The sequence below is a fragment of the Monashia sp. NPDC004114 genome (genome assembly GCF_053603855.1).
The window spans coordinates 173,157-193,871 of record NZ_JBSGGK010000008.1 but is presented as its reverse complement, the minus strand read 5'-3'; the positions used below and the strand labels follow the sequence as shown (position 1 = coordinate 193,871).

The 20,715-nt window shown below is 70.4% G+C and carries 16 protein-coding genes and 1 tRNA gene; 14 read left to right on the top strand and 3 right to left on the bottom strand.

Annotation, left to right across the window (positions count from 1 at the left end; all coding sequences use genetic code 11):
• The first annotated feature begins 6 nt into the window (after positions 1 to 6).
• The 8 genes from ACWEOW_RS12725 (at position 7) to ACWEOW_RS12690 (ending at position 7,044) form a co-directional block, all read left to right on the top strand.
• Positions 7 to 89: transfer RNA gene (locus tag ACWEOW_RS12725), tRNA-Leu, on the top strand.
• A gap of 141 nt (positions 90 to 230) precedes the next feature.
• The gene (locus tag ACWEOW_RS12720; RefSeq protein WP_452269569.1) at positions 231 to 875 is read left to right on the top strand and encodes an ANTAR domain-containing response regulator; all 645 of its coding nucleotides are present in this window, start codon (positions 231 to 233) and stop codon (positions 873 to 875) included.
• 152 nt (positions 876 to 1,027) lie between these two features.
• A complete protein-coding gene (locus ACWEOW_RS12715) occupies positions 1,028 to 2,173 on the top strand; it encodes a branched-chain amino acid ABC transporter substrate-binding protein (protein ID WP_452269568.1) in 1,146 nt (381 codons plus the stop codon).
• A gap of 114 nt (positions 2,174 to 2,287) precedes the next feature.
• Positions 2,288 to 3,277: a branched-chain amino acid ABC transporter permease gene (locus ACWEOW_RS12710; RefSeq protein ID WP_452269567.1), complete on the top strand. Its 990-nt coding sequence runs from the start codon at positions 2,288 to 2,290 to the stop codon at positions 3,275 to 3,277.
• Positions 3,274 to 4,413, top strand: a complete 1,140-nt coding sequence (locus ACWEOW_RS12705; protein WP_452269566.1) for a branched-chain amino acid ABC transporter permease — start codon at positions 3,274 to 3,276, stop codon at positions 4,411 to 4,413. The genes ACWEOW_RS12710 and ACWEOW_RS12705 overlap by 4 nt, the downstream gene beginning before the upstream one ends.
• Before the next feature lie 304 nt (positions 4,414 to 4,717).
• A complete protein-coding gene (locus ACWEOW_RS12700; protein WP_452269609.1) occupies positions 4,718 to 5,578 on the top strand; it encodes an ABC transporter ATP-binding protein in 861 nt (286 codons plus the stop codon).
• The gene (locus ACWEOW_RS12695) at positions 5,568 to 6,287 is read left to right on the top strand and encodes an ABC transporter ATP-binding protein (RefSeq protein WP_452269608.1); all 720 of its coding nucleotides are present in this window, start codon (positions 5,568 to 5,570) and stop codon (positions 6,285 to 6,287) included. Before ACWEOW_RS12700 ends, ACWEOW_RS12695 begins: the two co-directional genes overlap by 11 nt.
• A 163-nt stretch (positions 6,288 to 6,450) precedes the next feature.
• The gene (locus ACWEOW_RS12690) at positions 6,451 to 7,044 is read left to right on the top strand and encodes a GNAT family N-acetyltransferase (protein ID WP_452269565.1); all 594 of its coding nucleotides are present in this window, start codon (positions 6,451 to 6,453) and stop codon (positions 7,042 to 7,044) included.
• On the opposite strand, the gene ACWEOW_RS12685 is transcribed toward ACWEOW_RS12690, so the two are convergent.
• Entirely contained in the window at positions 7,007 to 7,450 is a 444-nt protein-coding gene (locus ACWEOW_RS12685) for a PaaI family thioesterase (RefSeq protein ID WP_452269564.1), read from the bottom strand. The genes ACWEOW_RS12690 and ACWEOW_RS12685 overlap by 38 nt on opposite strands.
• 76 nt (positions 7,451 to 7,526) lie before the next feature.
• Between ACWEOW_RS12685 and polA the strand changes: the two genes are divergently transcribed.
• Positions 7,527 to 10,202 carry a DNA polymerase I gene (gene polA / locus ACWEOW_RS12680; RefSeq protein WP_452269563.1) on the top strand — a complete coding sequence of 892 codons (2,676 nt, stop codon included), beginning with the start codon at positions 7,527 to 7,529 and terminating at the stop codon, positions 10,200 to 10,202.
• Here polA and ACWEOW_RS12675 read toward each other — a convergent pair.
• Positions 10,159 to 11,427 (bottom strand): oligosaccharide flippase family protein, encoded by a 1,269-nt coding sequence (locus tag ACWEOW_RS12675; protein WP_452269562.1) that lies wholly within the window; start codon positions 11,425 to 11,427, stop codon positions 10,159 to 10,161. The two genes, polA and ACWEOW_RS12675, sit on opposite strands and share 44 nt — an antisense overlap.
• 101 nt (positions 11,428 to 11,528) lie before the next feature.
• Here ACWEOW_RS12675 and ACWEOW_RS12670 point away from each other — a divergent pair, with 101 nt between their 5' ends.
• The 5 genes from ACWEOW_RS12670 (at position 11,529) to ACWEOW_RS12650 (ending at position 19,597) form a co-directional block, all read left to right on the top strand.
• Positions 11,529 to 13,169 carry a hypothetical protein gene (locus tag ACWEOW_RS12670; protein ID WP_452269561.1) on the top strand — a complete coding sequence of 547 codons (1,641 nt, stop codon included), beginning with the start codon at positions 11,529 to 11,531 and terminating at the stop codon, positions 13,167 to 13,169.
• A gap of 124 nt (positions 13,170 to 13,293) precedes the next feature.
• Positions 13,294 to 13,491, top strand: coding sequence for a hypothetical protein (locus ACWEOW_RS12665; protein WP_452269560.1), 198 nt, complete (start codon positions 13,294 to 13,296; stop codon positions 13,489 to 13,491).
• 42 nt (positions 13,492 to 13,533) lie between these two features.
• Positions 13,534 to 14,715, top strand: a complete 1,182-nt coding sequence (locus tag ACWEOW_RS12660) for a glycosyltransferase family 4 protein (protein ID WP_452269559.1) — start codon at positions 13,534 to 13,536, stop codon at positions 14,713 to 14,715.
• Positions 14,712 to 15,461 carry a class I SAM-dependent methyltransferase gene (locus tag ACWEOW_RS12655; protein ID WP_452269558.1) on the top strand — a complete coding sequence of 250 codons (750 nt, stop codon included), beginning with the start codon at positions 14,712 to 14,714 and terminating at the stop codon, positions 15,459 to 15,461. The genes ACWEOW_RS12660 and ACWEOW_RS12655 overlap by 4 nt, the downstream gene beginning before the upstream one ends.
• Entirely contained in the window at positions 15,458 to 19,597 is a 4,140-nt protein-coding gene (locus ACWEOW_RS12650) for an alpha-(1->3)-arabinofuranosyltransferase domain-containing protein (protein ID WP_452269557.1), read from the top strand. The genes ACWEOW_RS12655 and ACWEOW_RS12650 overlap by 4 nt, the downstream gene beginning before the upstream one ends.
• On the opposite strand, the gene ACWEOW_RS12645 is transcribed toward ACWEOW_RS12650, so the two are convergent.
• On the bottom strand, positions 19,498 to 20,694 hold the full coding sequence (locus tag ACWEOW_RS12645) for an acyltransferase family protein (RefSeq protein WP_452269556.1): 1,197 nt from the start codon (positions 20,692 to 20,694) through the stop codon (positions 19,498 to 19,500). The two genes, ACWEOW_RS12650 and ACWEOW_RS12645, sit on opposite strands and share 100 nt — an antisense overlap.
• Positions 20,695 to 20,715: the final 21 nt, after the last annotated feature.

Here is a 20,715-nt window from a genome sequence, read left to right as displayed (position 1 = left end):
ACTCCAGCCGGGGTGGTGGAATGGCAGACACGGGGCACTCAAAATGCTCTGGCCGCAAGGCCGTGCGGGTTCGAGTCCCGCTCCCGGCACCCTTGTCCCTGGCGCGCGGACCACGGCTGCGACCACGGCAGTCGGGGAGCTCCGCGACCGTCGGTGAGCACGCGCCCGCGGCGCCCGGGCGTCACGGTCCCGAAACGCGCCGGAAACCTCGCCCCGGCTAGGCTTTGCCCGTGAGCACAGACGAGAGCACCAGCCCCAAACCCCAGGCCACGCCGGCCAGCAAGCCCGCCCCGGCGGGCGGCGAAACCCGCATCCTCGTCGCCGAGGACGAGGCGCTGATCCGGCTGGATCTCGTCGAGATGCTCGGTGAGCAGGGATACGACGTCGTGGGGCAGGCGAGCAACGGCGAGCAGGCTGTCGAGCTCGCCCGCGAGGTCAAGCCCGACCTCGTCATCATGGACGTCAAGATGCCGGTGCTCGATGGTCTCTCGGCCGCCGAGCAGCTGCACGAGGCGAAGCTGTGCCCGGTCATCATGCTCACGGCGTTCTCGCAGACCGAGCTCGTCGAGCGGGCCCGCGACGCCGGGGTGATGGCGTACATCGTCAAGCCGTTCACCGCGGCCGACCTTCGTCCGGCGATCGACATCGCCACCTCACGCTGGCAGGAGCTCAAGGCGCTCGAGGCCGAGGTCGCCGACCTCGGAGAGCGGCTCGAGACGCGCAAGCTCGTCGACCGCGCCAAGGGCGTGCTCATGGCACAGCTCAAGCTGAGCGAGGCGGACGCCTTCCGCTGGATCCAGAAGACGGCGATGGACCGCCGCCTCGGGATGAAAGAGGTGGCGGAGGCGGTCATCAACGGATTCCCGGCGTCCTGACGTCGGATTACCGCAAATCGTTCGGCCCGAGCGTCACGCCGAGGTCACGGCTCGGTCACCGATCGGTCTTAGGTCGTGACCTCAGCACGAAATTAGGCCTAGTCTCCGTGTCAGCCCTCATCCGAGGGATGTGTGACATCAGGAGGACATCCGTGCGTTCCACCCTCAAGTTCGCTGTGCCGCTCGTGGCCGCGGCGCTTGCTCTCGGTGCCTGTGGTACCAAGGGCGGCGAGACTCCCTCTGCCGGCGGCACCGGCGGCGCCTCTGCCGCGTCGTGCGACCTGAAGATCGGCATGTTCGGTGCCCTCACCGGCCCGAACGCCAACCTGGGCATCTACATCCAGAACGGCGTCAACCTCGCGCTCGACGACTACAACAAGGCTCACTCCAACTGCAAGGTGACCCTCGAGAACTACGACTCGCAGGGTGACCCGACGCAGGCTCCGGCGCTGGCCAAGAAGGCTATCGACGACAAGAAGGTCGTCGGCATCGTCGGCCCCGCCTTCTCCGGCGAGTCCAAGGCTGCCGACCCGGCGTTCAACGAGGCCGGCCTCGTGACGATCACGCCGTCGGCTACCAACCCGAAGCTGGCTGACAACGGCTGGAAGACCTTCTTCCGCGCGCTCGGCAATGACGCGACGCAGGGTCCCGCCGCGGCCAAGTACATCAAGGACACCCTCAAGGCGCAGAAGGTCTTCGTCATCGACGACGCGTCTGAGTACGGCAAGGGTCTGGCCGACATCGTCCGCCAGGACCTCGGCTCGCAGGTCGTCGGCAGCGACACGATCCAGCAGAAGCAGACCGACTTCAGCGCCTCGGTCACCAAGGTGACCGCTGCCAACGCCGACGCTCTCTTCTTCGGCGGCTACGCCCCCGAGGCCGCGCCGATGATCAAGCAGCTGCGCGACGCCGGCTGGAAGGGCACGTACGTCGTGGCCGACGGCGTCAAGGACCAGTCGTTCATCGACAACGCCAAGGAAGCCGCCGAGGGCACGATCATCACCTGCCCGTGCGTTCCGCCGGACGTCGCTCCGGACTTCCAGGCCGCGTACAAGGCCAAGTACAACGAGGACCCCAACACCTACTCCGGTGAGGGCTACGACGCCGCGACGATCCTGCTCAACGGCATCGGCGCCGGCAAGACCCGCGCCACGATGGTCGACTGGGTGAAGAACTACGACCAGAAGGGCGTCACGAAGCAGCTCAAGTTCGACGCCAAGGGTGAGGTCGTGGACATCAAGGTCTTCGCCTACAAGGTCGAGAACGGCAAGATCGTGTCGATCGGCGAGATCAAGTAACCGCCGAGTCCGAGCATGAAGGGCGGTCGGAGCAGTAGGCTCCGACCGCCCTTCGTATCCCTCGATGCGCTTGTCTGATCCCGCCCACCGCACCTGGCCCTCAGGAGGTCTTGGATGCAGTTCCTCATCGACAACTTCTGGGCGCTGACGATCACCGGCCTCACCCTTGGTGCGGTCTATGCCCTCGTCGCCCTCGGCTACACCCTGGTCTACGGCGTGCTGCGACTCATCAACTTCGCGCACTCCGAAGTGTTCATGTACGGCACCTTCGCCGCCCTCTGGGTGGTGATGTTCTTCGGCGGCCGGACCGGCGGCTCGGTCGGCCAGGTCATCTTCTGGGTAGCGGCGATGTTCATCGCCGCGATGGCCATGTCCGGGTTGATCGCCGTGCTCCTCGAGCGGTTCGCCTACCGCCCACTGCGTAAGCGCAACGCCCCGCCGCTCATCGCCCTCATCTCGGCCATCGGTGCCTCGTTCGTGCTCTCCGAGCTCATGGGCCTTCGCGGCCGGATCGCGAGCTGGGTGGGCCTCGAGGACAACCTGAGCGACTATGTCCGCAACTCGCGCAACAACGCCGGTATGGCGACGATCATCCAGCCCCAGTCGGTCGTCGAGATCGGCGGCTACCACGTGACGAACGTCGACTTCTTCGTCATCTTCGGCGCGATCGCGATCATGGTGGTGCTCGACCAGTGGGTGCGGCGCTCGAGGACCGGCCGCGGTATCCGCGCGGTCGCCATGGATCCCGAGTCGGCTGCGCTCATGGGCGTCAACCGCGACCGCGTCATCCAGGTGACGTTCCTCGTCGGTGGCGTCATGGCCGGAGCCGCGGCTGCCTTCTACATGTTGAAGATCGGCATCACACGGTACGACGCGGGCTTCCTCCTGGGCGTCAAGGCGTTCACCGCCGCCGTGCTCGGCGGCATCGGCAACCTCCGTGGAGCTCTCCTCGGTGGCTTCGTCCTCGGTGTCGCGGAGAACTACGGGTCGGCCCTCGTGGGCACGCAGTGGAAGGACGTCGTCGCCTTCGTCCTGCTCATTCTTGTCCTGCTCTTCCGGCCCACCGGCCTGCTCGGTGAGTCACTCGGAAAGGCACGCGTATGACCGCCGCAACGACCACGGCCAAAGCTCCCCGTCCCGGCTTCAAGGAGCGCATCAGCGGGATGCCCAAGAGCGCCAAGATCATCCTCTGGATGCTCTTCGCGGTGTTCCTGTTCCTGCTGCCGCTGCTCAACATCCCGCTCATCACGACCGAGGGGTCGGACTTCGGCGGCGTGCTGTTCACCGTGTGCACCTACGTGCTGGTGGCCCTGGGCCTCAACATCGTCGTCGGGTATGCCGGACTGCTCGACCTCGGCTATGTCGGGTTCTACGCGATCGGGGCCTACACCGTCGGTGTCCTGAGTGCGCAGCACGCGAAGCTGTCCTGGATCACCGTGGTGCCGATCGCGATCGTCATGGCGATGATCTCGGGTCTGATCCTCGGTGCACCGACGCTGCGCGTGCGCGGTGACTACCTCGCGATCGTGACGCTCGGCTTCGGTGAGATCGTGCGCCTGACCCTCGTCAACTCCGAGTGGCTCGGCGCCGCGCAGGGCATCTCGTCGATCCCCAGCCCGCCCGGCATCGAGCTGTTCGACGTGCCGAGCATCGACTGGAGCACCGGCGTCCCGGTCATCGACCTCGAGACCACCTCGACGTTCCTCAAGTTCAGCATCGCCGACTTCGTGCCGTACTACTGGTTGGGCCTGTTCGTCATCGGCCTCGTGCTGATCTTCGACATCCTCGTGAAGAACAGCCGCGTCGGCCGAGCCTGGGAGGCCACGCGTGAGGACGAGGACGCTGCCGAGCTGATGGGGGTGCCGACCTTCAAGTTCAAGCTGCTCGCCTTCATGCTCGGCGCCGCAATCGGCGGTCTGTCGGGCGCCCTGTTCGCGACGAAGGCCGGCTTCATCAACCCGGACAGCTTCCAGCTGCTGTTCTCGATCCTGTTCCTCGCCGCGGTCGTCGTCGGTGGTGCGGGCAACCGGTGGGGTGTCATTCTCGGCGCGATCGTGGTTGCCTACTTCCCGGAGCGCTTCCGCGACTTCGCGGACTTCCGGGTGCTCGCCTTCGGCCTGGCGCTGATGCTCCTGGCGATCTTCCGTCCGCAGGGCATCCTGCCGCCGCGACGGACCGTTCGAGCGAAGCGGGCCGATGAGAGACAGCACGTTCTCGAGGAAGGAGAAGCCAGTGCCTGAGCAGACCCAGCCTGAGGACATCTCCAGCCAGTCCACACAGCGGCCCGCTGACGCCAACGCCAACGCTGACGCTAACGCTGACGTCAACGCAGACGTCAACGCAGATGCCAGGCCTGATGCCGGCGCTGACGCCAAGGGTGACGCGAAGGCCGACCCGACGGCTGACTCCACTGCCGACCCGACCGCGGCCACGACCGCTGACTCGACCGCGGCTACGCCCCCGGAGCCGGCAGTCGGCGCCACGGCTGACCCCGTCGCGGAGCGGCCCACCGCGGCGGACGCGGAGACCGACGACCCACAGCCGCTGGCCGACCCGGCTGACGCCGTCACCGAGATCAACCCCGACGTCGACATCGCACCCGAGGACATCGGCCCGACCGTTGCCGAGGGCGAGCGCATTCTCGAGGTCGACAACGTCACGCTGCGCTTCGGTGGAGTTGTGGCGCTGAACGAGGTGAGCTTCCACATCAACAAGGGCGAGATCCTCGGTCTCATCGGTCCCAACGGTGCCGGCAAGACGACGTGCTTCAACGTCATGACCGGCGTCTACCAGCCCACGTCTGGCGGCGTGCGGTTCCTCAGCAAGCCGTTGGGCAAGCGCAAGAAGTTCCAGATCACCAAGCTGGGCATCGCGCGGACGTTCCAGAACATCCGCCTGTTCGCGAACATGACGGCTCTCGAGAACGTCCTCGTCGGGGTCGACGCCCACCACTCGACGGGCGTCGGGTCGGCGATGTTCCGCCTGCCCAAGCACCGGCGGGAGGAGGAGCAGGGGCAGGCCCGCGCGCTCGAGCTGCTGGAGTTCATGGGGCTGGAGAACAAGGCTGACGAGCTGGCCCGGAACCTGCCCTACGGCGACCAGCGCCGGCTCGAGATCGCGCGAGCACTGGCGACGAGCCCGCAGCTGCTCTGCCTCGACGAGCCGGCGGCGGGCTTCAACCCGGCCGAGAAGGCCAAGCTCATGGATCTGATCCGATCGATCCGCGACCAGGGGTACACCGTGCTGCTCATCGAGCACGACATGCGCCTCGTCATGGGCGTCACCGACCGGATCGTCGTGCTCGAGTTCGGTCGCAAGATCGCCGAGGGCTCGCCGGCCGAGATCCGCGACAACCCGGCGGTCATCGCCGCCTACCTGGGAGTTGATGAAGAAGATGCTTCTTGAGGTCAAGGGACTGTGCGTCAACTACGGGCGCATCGAGGCCATCCGGGACATCAGCTTCGGCGTCGAGGAGGGGGAGATCGTCACGCTCATCGGTGCCAACGGCGCCGGCAAGACGACGACCCTCAAGACCGTGTCCGGCCTGCGTCCGGTGAGGGCGGGCGAGGTCAAGTTCGACGGCAAGGACATCACGCACACTCCGTCGCACGAGCGGCCCGTGCTCGGCATCGCGCAGTCTCCTGAGGGCCGCGGGTGCTTCGTCGGCATGACGGTGATGGAGAACCTCGAGATGGGCACCTACGCCCGCCCCGACCGCAAGACGAAGGCGGTCAAGGACGATCTCGATCGGGTGTTCGACCTCTTCCCGCGGCTCAAGGAGCGCAGCAACCAGGCCGCCGGGTCGATGTCGGGTGGTGAGCAGCAGATGCTCGCGATGGGCCGGGCTCTCATGGCCAAGCCCAGGCTGCTGCTGCTCGACGAGCCGTCGATGGGCCTGGCTCCCAAGCTGATCCAGCAGATCTTCGAGATCGTCGCCGAGATCAACAGCCAGGGCACGACCGTGCTGCTCGTCGAGCAGAACGCCGCCCAGGCGCTGAAGCGGTCGCACCGGGCCTACATCCTCGAGACCGGCGAGATCGTCCGGGAGGGCAAGGGGCCGGAGCTCGCCGCAGACCCGGCGGTGAAGGAGGCCTACCTGGGTGGGGACGTCTGACGACGAGGACCCCGGACGGCATTCCGGCTCAGGGATCGGTCCAGGGCGCCGCGGCTTCGGCCGTGGCGCCCTCGGTCGTCAACACACCCTCCGGATCCCCTTCCGCCGGAAGCCGGTTGGCCGTAATCTCAGCCGAGTGACCTCGGGGTAGGGAACTGGAGGGATGATGGGTCGAGCGGTCGCGTCGGTGCAGCGGGTGGATGAGGGTCTGCACTCCCAGTTCATCGGACTCTGGATCACCCACCGCATCGAGGGAGGTACCTCCCCGGAGGCCGCTCAGCGGCTCGCCCTCGACGGGACCCTGCGCAATGCGTTACAGCGCGAGGACGTCTGTGCCTACATCGCTTTCAGCGACAACCAGCCCGCCGGCTACGTCGTGCTCGCCGACTCGACCCGAAGCCTGCTGGTCAACTCGCCGTGCGTGTCGATCGACATGCTCTTCGTGCACCCGGACTTCCGGCGCCAGGGCATCGGACGCGCGTTGCTCACGGCCGTGACGAGATATGCCGACCGGCAGGGTTGCGACCACCTGGCGAGCGCAGTGCCCGCCGCGGACCGCGACGCGAACCGGTTCTTCGCGCGTCTCGGCTTCGTGCCGGAGACCGTGCGCCGCATCGCCTCGGCGACGAGCCTGCAGCGTCGCCTCGCGGGCGAGTCACGAGCGAAGGTGCTGCCCCTCGAGCAGGTGCTCCAGCGGCGGCGTGACCTGAGAGCCTCGGTCAGGCCCCAGGCGCCGCATCGCGCAGCAGGCACGTGATCCGCGACGTGCAGATCCGCTTGCCGTCCTCGTCGGTGACGGCGACCTCGTAGCTGACGAGGGTGCGGCCGGCGCTGAGCACCGTCGCCGTGCCCGTCACGACGCCGCCGCGAGCCGCGCGGTGGTGCGTCGCGTTGATGTCGAGGCCGACGGCCACGCGGCCCGGGCCGGCGTAGAGCTGCGCCCCGAGCGAGCCGAGCGTCTCGGCGAGGACGACGCTCGCGCCGCCATGGAGGAGTCCATACGGCTGCGTGTTGCCCTCGACGGGCATCGTCGCGACGAGACGCTCGGGGGTGGTCTCGACGAGCTCGATCCCCATCCGCTCGATGAGCGTGCCGGCGCCGCTGGCGCGCATGGCCTCCAGGGTCACGTCGGGTGAGCCATCCTGCGTCGTCGAGTCAGTCATGCCCGAGATCGTATGCCGCCCCGGCGACGGCGACGGCGCCGCCTCCACCGTCGGTGCCGGACACTAGGCTGCCCGTGTGAGCCGACTTCTCCTCCTCGACGGACACTCGCTGGCGTACCGCGCGTTCTTCGCGCTCCCTGCCGAGAACTTCTCGACGAGCACGGGGCAGCACACCAACGCCGTCTACGGCTTCACCTCGATGCTCATCAACATGCTGCGCGACGAGCAGCCCACCCACGTCGTCGTCGCCTTCGACAAGTCGCGGCAGACCTTCCGAACGCAGGAGTACGCCGAGTACAAGGCGGGTCGAGCCCGGACGCCGGACGAGTTCTCCGGCCAGCTGCCGCTGGTCAAGGAGGTGCTCGACGCCCTCCGCATCCGCTTCGTCGAGCTGGACGGCTACGAGGCGGACGACATCATCGCGACCATCGCGACCGAGGCCGACGACTCCGGCGTCGAGGTGCTCATCTGCTCCGGCGACCGCGACACGTTCCAGCTCGTCTCCGACAACGTGACGATCCTCTACCCGGTCCGTGGTGTCTCCGAGGTGTGGCGGATGGGGCCGGCGCAGGTGGAGGAGAAGTACGGCGTGCCGCCGACTCGCTACAGCGACCTGGCCGCGATGGTCGGCGAGACGTCCGACAACCTCCCGGGCGTGCCGGGAGTCGGGCCCAAGACCGCTGCGAAGTGGATCACCCAGTTCGGCAACCTCGACGGGATCGTCGCCGGCATCGACCAGATCAAGGGCAAGGCAGGCGACGCCCTGCGCGAGCACCTCGACCAGGTGCTGCGCAACCGCCGGCTCAACCAGCTGGTCAAGGACGCCCCGGTCGGGCTGACCGTCGAGGAGCTCGAGCGGACTCAGTGGGCCCGCGAGGAGGTCCACGAGGTCTTCGACCGGCTCGAGTTCCGGGTGCTGCGCGACCGGCTGTTCAGCGAGGTCGAGGCGAGCGAGCCCGAGGCCGAGTCGGGGTTCGAGGTCGATGGCGTCGTGCTTGCCGCCGACGAGGTGGCCGGCTGGGTGGCCGAGCACCTCGGTGGACCCGAGCGGGCAGCGCTGTCGGTGTCCGGCAGCTGGGCGCGGGGGACGGGCGACGCCGCCGCCATCGCGGTCGCGGCGTCCGACGGCGCCGCCGCCTGGATCGACCTGACGACGCTCACCCCGGACGGCGAGGCGGCCGTGGGGGAGTGGCTGGAGGACCCGAAGCGGCCCAAGGCGATGCATGACGCCAAGGGCCCGATCGAGGCTCTGGCGGCGCGTGGCTGGGCACTCGACGGGCTGACGAGCGACACCCAGCTCGCGGCATACCTCGTCAAGCCCGACCAGCGCACCTACCACCTCGACGACCTCGTGCTGCGCAACCTCAAGCGCGAGCTCAGCTCGCAGTCGGCCGCCGAGGGGCAGGGGATGCTCGACTTCGAGGGCGACGCGGACGAGAAGGCCGCGCAGAAGGAGATGGTGCGCGCGACCGCCGTCCGCGACCTCGCAGTCGTGCTCGACGAGCAGGTCGCCTCGACCGGAGGCGCCGAGCTGCTCGCCGACGTCGAGCTGCCGCTCATCGACGTCCTGGCGCGGATGGAGCGGATCGGCATCGCGGTCGACGTTCCCGGTCTCGACGACCTCGAGAAGGACTTCGCGGCCAAGGTCGCCCAGGCGCAGGAGGACGCGTGGGACGCGATCGGCGGGGAGAAGATCAACCTCGGCTCGCCCAAGCAGCTCCAGGAGGTGCTCTTCGGCCAGCTCAACATGCCGAAGACCAAGCGCACCAAGACCGGCTACACGACGGACGCCGACGCCCTCAGCGACCTGTACACCAAGACCGAGCACCCCTTCCTCGAGGCACTGCTGCGGCACCGTGACTCGGCGCGCCTGCGAGTGACGGTCGAGGGGCTGCAGAAGTCGGTGGCCGATGACGACCGGATCCACACGACGTACCTGCAGACCATCGCCGCGACCGGACGCCTCTCCTCGACTGACCCCAACCTCCAGAACGTCCCGATCCGCACGGAGGAGGGCCGCCGCATCCGGGAGCTGTTCGTCGTCGGGGACGGCTATGAGGCCCTCATGTCCGCCGACTACTCCCAGATCGAGATGCGGGTGATGGCGCACCTGTCCGGTGACGCCGGGCTCATCGACGCGTTCCGCTCAGGGGAGGACCTGCACCGTTTCGTCGGCTCGCGCGTCTTCGGCGTCGCGCCCGAGGACGTCACACCGCAGATGCGCTCGAAGGTCAAGGCGATGTCCTATGGCCTGGCCTACGGCCTCTCGGCGTTCGGGCTGTCCAAGCAGCTGACCATCAGCACCGAAGAGGCGCGCGGTCTCATGGACGGCTACTTCGAGCGGTTCGGGGGCGTGAGCGACTACCTGCGTGACGTCGTGGCCGTCGCGCGCGGCACGGGGTACACCGCGACCATGCTCGGGCGCCGCCGCTACCTTCCCGACCTCACGTCGGACAACCGTCAGCGCCGCGAGGCCGCGGAGCGGATGGCCCTCAACGCGCCCATCCAGGGATCGGCGGCGGACATCATGAAGGTCGCGATGATCGGCGTCGACCGCGCCCTGACCAAGGCCGGCGCGCGCTCGCGGATCCTGCTTCAGGTTCACGACGAGCTCGTCCTCGAGATCGCCCCGGGGGAGCGCGACGCCATCGAGCAGCTGGTCCGGCACGAGATGGGTCACGCCGTCGAGATGGACGTGCCGCTCGACGTCAACGTGGGCGTCGGTCGCTCCTGGCACGACGCGGCCCACTGACCGGGCTGAGCGTGCTGCGCTCGAGATAGAGCCCGACGAGCACGAGGGCGGCGGCGCACAGCGCGAGGGTCGTCACCAGAGCCGACACCGAGGACCGCGTCGCCGGCAAGGCAGTCACCAGCGCGACGGCCATGATGTTGACGAGCCAGATCGCCCGGCCCATGGGCGCGCTCGCGCTCGCCAGCCCGGCATACGCCAGCACCTGGACGAGCGCCAGACAGACGCCGTAGGCCGTGAAGCGCCACACGTCTGGCCCCAGCGCGGCATAGGAGGCGCCGCCGACCAGCGTCGCGAGCTGTGCCCCGAACAGCGCCGCGACGAGCACCCCCGCAAGCCCGACGGCCCCGGTGATGCCGAGCGCCCGTGTCAGAGCATCGCGCCGTCGGTGCGCAACGGCCATGGCGGGGTAGAAGAGCGTCGCCAGGAACGTCATCCCCCAGAAGGCGGCCTTCTCGAACAGCGCCCCGATCGTGTAGGCGCCGGACTGCGCCGGGGTCAGATGTTGCCGCGCGAGCAGCACGTCGACGCTCGACAGGAACAGCAGGCCCGAGGTCGGTATGACCGCGGCCGCGACCAGGCGCCAGAGATGACCCGGCTGGACGGCCGTGTCCCGCTGCGGCCACGCTCTAGCGGCCCAGAGGGCGACGAAGGCGACCAGGAACCAGCCGGCCGCGAGGGCCCCGACGACCCCGGTGACGGAGAGAGCAGTGAGAGCGGCGGCGACTGCAGCGCCGAGCTTGGCGACCCCGGCAAGCGCGAGCACGACCGCCAGCGTCACGAACCGCTCGCGTCCTTGGAGCACGCCCTGGCATGCGAACGTCAGGGTCATCGGGGCGAGCGAGGCCGCAAGGATGATCACGGCCGCAAGGGGGACGTGGAGCAGGGCCGACAGCAGGGGCGAGCCCACGGCGACGACCGCAGCGACAGCGATCCCGAGTCCCGTTGCGTTCCAAAGGATCTGGCGATCAAGGCGGTCAGGCGCCGATGCCTGCGCCGCACGGGCGACGAGCCGTGCTGCGACGAGCTGGAGGCCGAGCCCGGCGACGGACGCGATGACCGACAGGTTCACCAGTGCCCCGACCGCGCCGAGGTCGGCGCCCGACAGGTGCCGGCTCAGGACCACGAAGAAGGCATAGGAGAGCAGGTTCGACAGCAAGGTGCCCGCAAGCAGCGCTCCACCCGGCCCGGCCAGCCGCTGAGCGGGCGGGCTCCCAGTCGTCACCACGGCGTGCACCTTCTCACACTCGCAAGGGTGTGGGCGACGGCCCACGGCCCGCGGCCAACGGCGGCGAGGCGGTCGGGCGGCGTTGTGCCATAGTGCCGGGCATGACGTCACCCGCGCGCGGGACCGCCACTGCGGTCGTCGTCGGGTTCGGCGTCACCGCCGTCGCGACGGCGATCCAGCTGTGGCCCTCGCTCGGACGTGGCCAGCTGCTCTACCGCGACTTCGTCAGCGTTCCGTCCCCGGTCCTGAACGCGAGAGCACTCGGGCTCGACGGTTACGCCCCGCGTGCCGTGCCGCTGGATGCGGTCACAGCGCTCCTGTCCGCCGTCGTGCCGTCAGGGGTCCAGCAGCAGGTCATGCTGCTTGCGACGCTGTTGCTCGCGGGCGCCGGCGTGACCTGGCTCCTTCGAGGCCATGGCCCCGTCGCGACCGGCGTGGCCGCCGCCGCGGCGACGTGGTCGGTGTACGGCGCGGAGCGCCTCCTCCTCGGCCAGCCGCCGACGCTTCTGGCCTGGTCCGTGCTCCCGTGGGTCGTCGTCGCCGCCCGCCGACCCGCCACCGGCTGGAGGTGGCTCAGCGGGGTCGCTGTGGTGTCCCTGCCGGCGGCCCTGACGCCGTTCGGTGGAATCGCGGTCCTCGCCGCCGGGCTCTGTGCCTCGTGGCTCCACGGCAGGTCATCGCGGGACCTCGTCATGCTCGCGGGCCTGGGTCTGGTGTGGTGCCTGCCCTGGCTGGTGCCGGCTCTGCTGGGCGCCACCGAGGCAGGGGAGGCGGGTGGGGTCTCGGCGTTCCGGGTGGAGGCCAAGGGCATCGGCGGTCTCGTGGACGTGGTCACCGGGGGAGGTGCCTGGTCGGCGGCCGCACGGCTGCGGTCCCGAGGCGAGCCCGTCGCCCTTGCAGCTTCGGCGGCGCTGCTCGCCCTCGCCGTGGTCGGTTGGCGGGGACTGACCTCGCCGCGTCGGGCCGGATTCGCCACGGCGGCGCTGATCGCTCCGCCCGTCGTCGCACTCGCCCTGGCCACCCCGGCGGGAGTGGCTCTGTTCTCACGCCTTCAATGGGTGCCGGGGCTCGGGCTGTTCCGCGACACCCATCGGCTGCTGCTCGCGTCGTCGATGACCCTGTGTGTGCTGGCTGGGCTCGGCGCCGCACGGATGGCCGCGCTGCTGGCCGCCCCCCGGACGTGGAGCACTGCCGATGCGGTGCGGCCGGCCTCACGGCCGGGATCCGCGGCACCGCCCGGCAGTGTTCCAGCGGCGATCGCGACGCGGCTCGCGGTCGGCGTGACCGGGGTAGCACTCGTCCTGTTGGCCGCGCCCGACGCGAGCGCCAGGCTCGCTGCGGCATACCGCCCGACCACGATGCCGCAGGCGTGGGCGGACATGGTGACGGCGGTGGGCGACGGACGGGCGCTGCTCCTGCCGTGGCAGCCCATGCGCCAGGTCTCCTGGGCCGGCCCCGAGCCGTTCCTCGATCCGGTGCCGCTCGCTGTCCCGCGCACCACGGCCGCGGCGCGGAGGCTCACGGTGGTTCGGGACGGCCACGTCTGGGTCGTCGGACCCACCGAGTCTCCGCAGGCCGCCGGATGGGCTCGCGGCGACGCCCTCGACGCGGCCGCGCTCCGTCGGGACGGGATCGACCGCGTCGTCGAATGGCTCGGCACGCCCGGCCCGCTGCCGAGCGAGCATCGCGGGCTCCGGCTGCTGCTCGAGACACGGGAGTTCATGGTCTGGAGCGTCCCCTGAGCCTGCTCCCCGTGCGACCCGACGCGGTAACACCCGGCGGCGCCAGCACCTTGCCAAAGGCCGATCGACCGCTAACATACTCACGAGTAAGCCACGTCGCGTGGCGTTCCAGGGAGGAAGTTCAGTGTCGAACCAGCCAGAGCGCGGGGCGGTCGCTATCACGTTCATCGTCGTCGTCCTGAGCGGCCTGGTCGGTGGAGGCGTGGCCTGGGGAGCCATCAGCGCCGTGGTGAGTGCGACCGCGCCGAACGACACCTCGGCCGTCCAGAACGGCCCCCAGCAGCCGGTCGACCCCTCCCGAGTCATCCGCTACGGCGGCTGACCGCTCCGGTCACCCGTCCCGTTCCACACTCATCACGTCGCCGTGCGTATCGCGTTCCTCAACTGGCGTGACCTCACGCACAGCGAAGGAGGCGGCGCCGAGCGCTATGCGCAGACGGTGTGCGCCGGGCTCGCGGAGCGAGGCCATGACGTCGTGTTCTTCTGCGCAGCCCACCCGCATGCTCCGCGGTCCGAGCTGCGCGACGGATACCGCATCGTGCGAGCCGGGGGGCGCATGGGCGTGTACCCCCGAGCACTTCAGGCGATGCGACGCGAAGCCCGCCGGGGCGGTCCGTTCGATGCCGTCGTCGACACCCAGAACGGCCTGCCGTTCTGGTCGCCTCTGGCCACCCGTTCGCCCGTGGTGTCGCTCGTCCACCACGTGCATCGTGAGCAGTGGCCCGTGGTGTTCGGGCCCGTCATGGCGCGGGCGGGCTGGTTCGTCGAGTCGCGGGTCTCGCCGGTCGTCTACCGGGGACGCCCCTGCGTCACGGTCTCCGACCGGTCCCGGGACGAGCTGTGCGCGCTCGGGCTCGACCGGGAGTCGATCACGGTCATCCACAACGGCACCGACTCACCGATGGCCCTGTCGCAGCCTCGAGCCGTCCGACCCACGATCGTGGTGCTCGGACGGCTCGTCCCCCACAAGCGCGTCGAGCTGGCCATCGACGTGCTGGCGCGCCTGCAGCGAGGCCACCCCGACCTCGAGCTGCGGATCATCGGCGATGGCTGGTGGCACGAGCGCATCGTCGACCACGCCGATCGTGCCGGCGTGTCCAGCCGCGTGCGGATGCTCGGCTACGTCGACGAGCTGACGAAGCACCGGGAGCTGGCTCGGGCGTGGCTCGCCCTGGCCCCGAGCGCCAAGGAGGGGTGGGGCCTCAACGTCGTCGAGGCCGCCTCTCACGGCATACCGACCATCGCGCACCACGGCGCGGGGGGTCTGTCCGAGTCGATCGTCGACGGGCAGACCGGCCTGCTCGTGGAGGACGTCGAGCACATGGCGAGCGTCACCTCCGACCTCCTGCTCGACCACGCACGCCGCGAGGAGCTCGGTCGCGCGGCGCGGGTCCACGCCCGGCGCTACTCATGGCTCGCGACCGTCGACGCGTGGGAGCAGCTGCTCGGCGACGTGTCCGGCCTTGGCGCGGAGTCCCTCGCGGAGTCCCGTCACGAGTCTCGCGACGAGTCCCGCTCCATCTCGGCTGAGGCGTCGAGCGCGTGACCGTGCACGAGCTCGCCCCGCGGGGCTCGGTCGCACGCTCGGTCCAGCTGTTCAGGGCCTTCCGGGTCGAGCAGAGCGACCCCGACCATTTCTACTCCCTGCTGGCCCAGGACACCGTCAGAGAGGTCGGCACCTGGTGCCACCTCGAAGGAGCGATGGTCGTCGACGTCGGGGGTGGCCCCGGCTACTTCGCCGACGCCTTCGGGCGCGCCGGAGCACGGTATGCCGGCCTCGACCCGGACGTGGGCGAGCTGACCGCGCGCGGCACGGTCGGCTCGAACACGCTGCGCGCCTCCGGCCTCAGCCTGCCCATCGCGACGGACGCGGTCCACCTGACCTTCTCGAGCAACGTGCTGGAGCACGTTCCGGACCCCGAGGCGATGGCCGCCGAGATGGTCCGCGTCACCGCCAGTGGGGGGTGCGTCGTCATCTCGTGGACGCCGTGGCTCTCGCCGTGGGGCGGGCACGAGACGGCGCCGTGGCACTACCTCGGCGGCCGGCGCGCAGCCGACCGGTATGCCCGACGCCACGGACGACGGCCCAAGAACGACTTCGGGCGGACGCTGTTCGCCTGCTCCGTGGGCCGGATGGTCCGCTGGGCGCGGCGGCAGCGCGATGCCGGAGCGGTCGACATCGTCGACGTGCTGCCGCGCTACCACCCCGGCTGGGCGAGGTGGGTGATCCACGTCCCGGGTCTTCGGGAGCTCGCGTGCTGGAACGCGGTCATCGTCCTGAGGAAGCGATGACCTCCGGCGCCCCGCGGCTCGTGTGGCGCCTACGCCTCGTCGTGCTGGTGATGGTGTTCGCTGCGCTCGCGTTCCGGCAGTCCACCGGGCTGGTCGTTCCGGACACCAAGCTCGACCTCACCGCCGACCCCGCGAGCTTCCTCGCTCGTGCGCTGCACCTCTGGGACCCGAACGGCAGCTTCGGACAGCTGCAGAACCAGGCGTACGGCTACCTGTTCCCCGTGGGACCGCTCCACCTTCTCGTGCACGAAGCCGGCGTGCCCGCCTGGGTGGTGCAGCGTCTGTGGTGGACCCTCTTGTTCACGGTGGCTCTGCTCGGTATGTGGGCCCTGACGCGTCGGCTCGGCATCACCGACCCGTGGGCCCGCTTGGCGGGGGCCGCGGCATACGCCCTGGCTCCTCGGGTCGTCAGCGAGGTTGCGGTCACCTCGGTCGAGGTCTGGCCGATGGCCGTGGCCCCGTGGATCCTGCTCCCACTGGTCATGCAGGACAAGAGCATTCGCTGGCGGGTCACCCGCTCGGCGCTGGCGTTCGCATGTGTCGGAGGCATCAACGGTGCCGCGTCGGTGGCCGTGCTCGTCGTGCCCGCTCTGTGGATCGCGACCCGCCGCTGGGACGCCGCCAACCTCCGGCTTGCCGCGGCCTGGTCCGGGTGCATAGCGCTCGCGTCCGCATGGTGGGTCGGGCCACTGCTGCTCCTGTCGCGATACAGCCCGCCCTTCCTGTCCTGGATCGAGAACGCCAGCCTGACGACAAGCACCGCGAGCCCCTTCGAGGCGGTGCGAGGGACCACGCCGTGGCTGGGGTTCCTCACCGGTCCGACCGGACCGTCGTGGCCTGCCGGATGGCTCTACCTCGTGACCCCTGCGGTCGTCATTGCGTCCATGGTCGTCGCCGGGCTCGGCCTCGCCGGAATCACCCGGAGCCGGATCGCCCACGCTCCGTTTCTGGTGCTCAGCGCAACGGTGGGGCTGGCCCTCGTCACGCTGGGCCATGTCGGAGGGGGCTCGTGGCCGTGGGCGACCCAGGTCCAGCAGCTTCTCGACGGGCCACTCGCGCCGTTCCGCAACACGCACAAGTTCGAGGCTGTCGTCCGTTTGCCGCTCGCGCTCGGGTTCGCGTTCGCGGTGGGCCGGATGCACGGGCTGGCTCGTGGACTCGTCGGCACGCCGTGGGTCCGCCGGTTGGTCCTGCCTGTCGTCGTGGGCGGGCTCGTCGTCACGGTCGCCTCACCCGCCCTGGGCGCGTCGATGGCGCGCCCGGAGGCCTACCGGGAGATCCCGCAGCACTGGCGTCAGGCCGCCGCCTGGCTCGACGCACAGCCGGCGTCCGGCGCGGTGCTGGTGGCCCCCGACGCGAGCTTCAGCGACCTCACCTGGGGATCGACGAAGGACGAGCCGCTCCAGGCTCTCGCGAACCGTCCCTTCGTCGTGAGGGATGCCGTGCCGCTCGGGTCTGCCGGGGCGACGAGGCTGCTCGACTCGATGAGCGACGCGCTCTCGACCGGGACGGACGTGCCCGGGCTCGCTGCGACGCTCTCGCGCTCGGGCATCGCGTTCGTCCTGGTGCGTAACGAGCTCCGGCTCGACAAGCAGGGCGCGCCCCCCGCCGTCGTCGAGGAGACGCTGCGCCGCTCCGGCCTGTCAGAGGTGGCCCACTTCGGGCCGCTCACCGGCGCGTACGGCGAGTCTGCCGACCTGACCGTCGACTACCGGACCTTGGTGCAGCGACCTGCGATCGTCGTCTACTCCGTGCCGGCCCCGAGCACCGCCCGCCTCGTCCCGGAGAGCGAGCTGAGCGTCGTCGCGGGTGGCCCGGAGAACCTGGTGCAGCTCGCGGGCGAGGGCGCTTGGCGTGACACCGTCCTCGCCGGCGACGCGGAGGCCCAGGATCTCGAGGGGAGTGACCACCGTCTGGTCCTCACCGACGGCTCCCGCCGGCGGGAGGTCAACTTCGGCCGGTCGTCGGCGAACACCTCCGCGCTCCTTGCCGCCGATGACCCGGGACGCTCCGGCCGGAAGGTCATCGACTACGACGTCGTTGCAGCCGCCGACCAGCGGACCTCCTTGGAGTGGAGAGGCGTTCGCGACGTCACGGCGTCCTCGTCGGCCTCGGACGCGTACGCCTCGCTCCGCCTCGGGCCCGGCTTCGGGCCGGCCGCCGCGCTCGACGGCGACCCCTCGACCCGGTGGGTCAGCGGGACCTACGGCAAGGCCGTCGGGGAATGGCTTCAGATCGACCTCGACGCGCCGCGAAGCGTCGCCGGTGCGCGGATCCAGCTCTCGTCTCAGACCCCGGTCGGCGCGGCACCCCTGACGGTCCGCGTCGACACGGATACCGGTCACGCGGTGACCGACGTCTTCTCAGGTCCCGCGATCACGCTGGTGACGCCTCCGGGGCGGACGTCGCACCTGCGCGTGACACTGACGGGGGTCGCTTCGGGTGCGCCGAACGGGTTGGGGATCACCGAGCTGGAGGTTCCCGGGGTCCACGCCCTCGCGGTGGCCCGGTTGCCCGCTGTCCGGGGAGCGTCGGCGCCGGACTCGGTCCTGCTTCAGGCCGGCAAGCCAGGGCACGGCGACTGCGCTGTCGCAGACGGCCGATCGGTCTGCGCACCGAGCCTGTCGACTGCTCCCGAGGAGCAGAGCTGGGCCAGGGCGTGGACCGCTCCGGCTGCCGCGACCTACGGCTTCTCCGGCCGGGTGCGCGCCGTCGACGGCGCTGGTCTGGAGCGACTCCTCCGTCTGCCGAGCGGCTGGTCCGCGACAGCGTCGTCTCGGCTGGTGTCGGCGCCGCGCGGACGGCCGGACGCGGCCCTCGACGCGGATCTGGGGACCGGGTGGGTGGCGAGTCCGACGGACCCCGCGCCGTGGTACGAGGTGCACTTTCCGACGAGGCGTCGCGTCTCGGGGATCGTCGTCGCGAAGTCGTTCGCCCTGCCGGCGTCCACGCCGGTCGTCGTCCACGTGCGCTTCGACGACGGCACGACCCGGACCGTGCGCCTCGACGAGAACGGGCGTGCAGACCTGCCTGCACAGGTCACCAGGTCGCTGCATCTGACGTTCGACGACACGCGCCTGCTCGTCAACATCGACTCGCGCACCGGTGCGCGGTCCTTTGCCCCGGTGGGCTTCAGCGAGCTGCGTGTCGAGGGTGCGGAGGACCTTCGGCAGCCGTTGCCCGAGTCGCTCGCCACGGGAGTGCCGTGCGGCTTCGGACCTCGGCTCGTGGTCGGCGGTCGCACCTGGCACACATCGGTGTCGGGAACCGTGGGCGACATCCTCGACGGCCAGCCGCTGCGATGGCAGCTGTGCGGTCACGGAGGTGGCATCGACGGTGGGATGCGGCTCCCCGCGGGCGAGACCGTGCTCGAGACGAGCCGGAGCGCGGAGTTCGCGCCACTGAGCCTGGCACTGACCCGGTCCGGTCCGGTCGACGCGTCCACGGCGCAGTGGGCCGTGGCCAGCGTGCACCCCACACCGGCCGAGGTCGTTGCGGCGGTGCCGGAGCGCGCCACGTCGTCGGTGCTCGTCCTGGCGCAGAACTTCAACCGCGGGTGGACGGCGTCGACGCCCGACGGCACGGCTCTGAGACCGTTGCGCGTCAACGGGTGGCAGCAGGGCTGGGTGCTGCCCGCGGGCGCCGCGACCCAGGTGCTGGCGTCATTCGAGCCGGACCGGACCTACCGGGCCGCCCTCCTTGTCGGCCTGGCGCTCCTCGGGCTCCTGGTCGTGCTGGCGCTGTGGCCTGCCGGCGGCCGGGCGGTCTCCGCTGGATGGGCCGACGCCTCTGACGGGGAACGCCCGCGGCGGCGGGCGCTCGCCACGACGAGCGTCGCGGGCGTGATCGTCTGCCTCGCCGGCGGCGTGGCGGCCTGTCTTGCGGTGGGCGTGGTGCTCGCCTTCGCGGCGGTGCGTGGGACCAGGACGCGGCTGCCGTACCTCGCTGCAGCAGCGGGTGGCCCGGCTGCAGCGGCGGTCGTCGTAGCGCTACGCCCGTGGCCGGCGAATGACCTCAACCTGACGTCATGGGGCGTTCAGGCGCTGGTCTGGCTGGGCGTCAGCGCCTCCGCGCTGCTGGTCGGTGCCGATGCGTGGACGTCCGGTCGCGAGCGGGACGTGCGGCGCCGTGCGTAGCCCATGACGGGCAGCTCCACGACGTAGTAGCTGAGGGCTGCAAGCGCGATCGTCACCACGAGCGTGATGACCCATGGACCCCAGAACGCGCCGGTGAACGGCTCGAACGCGTCGATGCGCCCGACGAGGGCGAGCACGATGACGTGGTAGCCGAAGATGCCGTAGGAGACGACGCCGAGCCAGACGACGGGCCTGCTGCGCAGGACCCGTCCACCCGACGGCGCTGCCGAGCCACGCACCGCGGCCACCGCGGGCAGGATGACGAGGAGGCCGAACACCGTGTAGAGGAAGTTCTTGGTTGCGGCCTGGCCGGGCGTGGGCTCCGACAGGTCGTACGGGCCAGCGAGCGCGGTCCCCGCGATGGCGATGACCGCCGCCGCCGCCGCCCACACCGTCCCCGGATAAGCCGCTGCTGCGTCGACACGTCCTGCGCGTACCAGTCCGACCGTGCGGGCCGAGTGCCAGAGGGCGAGCAGCATGCCCACGGCGAACCACCCGAGGAAGCCGGGCAGCCAGAGCCGCCACGGCGCATGTCCCGTCGCGGTGGCGACCGCCATCCAGGCCGGACCGGCCAGCATGGTCAGCACCAGCCCGGCGCTGACTCGGCGGACCCAGCGCAGGTCGGCAGAGCCCCGGCACATCAGCGCCGCGAGCGCCGGCAGGACGAGGTAGAAGGAGACCTCGACCGACAGGCTCCAGAACTGGGTCAGACCGGCGGTGAGCGGGGTCCCGACATAGGTCTGCACGAGCGCGGCATGGGCCAGGTAGTCGCCCGTGGCCCCTGACGGCGTGCGGAGCAGCCACCAGGCGAGCGCGACCGCCAGCCACAGGACCGGAAGGATGCGGGCGGCCCGCCGGACGAAGTAGGACCTCGGCCGCGGCCGCGTGTGGCCCTCCAGGTGCGCCATGAAGTGCGGCCGCGTCAGCAGGAAGCCCGAGACGGCGAAGAAGAGCGCGACGCCGGCGTCCAGCCGGGAGAGCAGGCCGGCATACGGGCCGCGAAGGGCAGCGCCGCTGTCGAAGCCGACATGGGTGGTGAGCACCATGAGCGCGCCCACGAACCGCAGCCCGTCCAGAGCGGCGAAGCGCGTTCTCACGGCCGGTCACAGGCCGGGCGG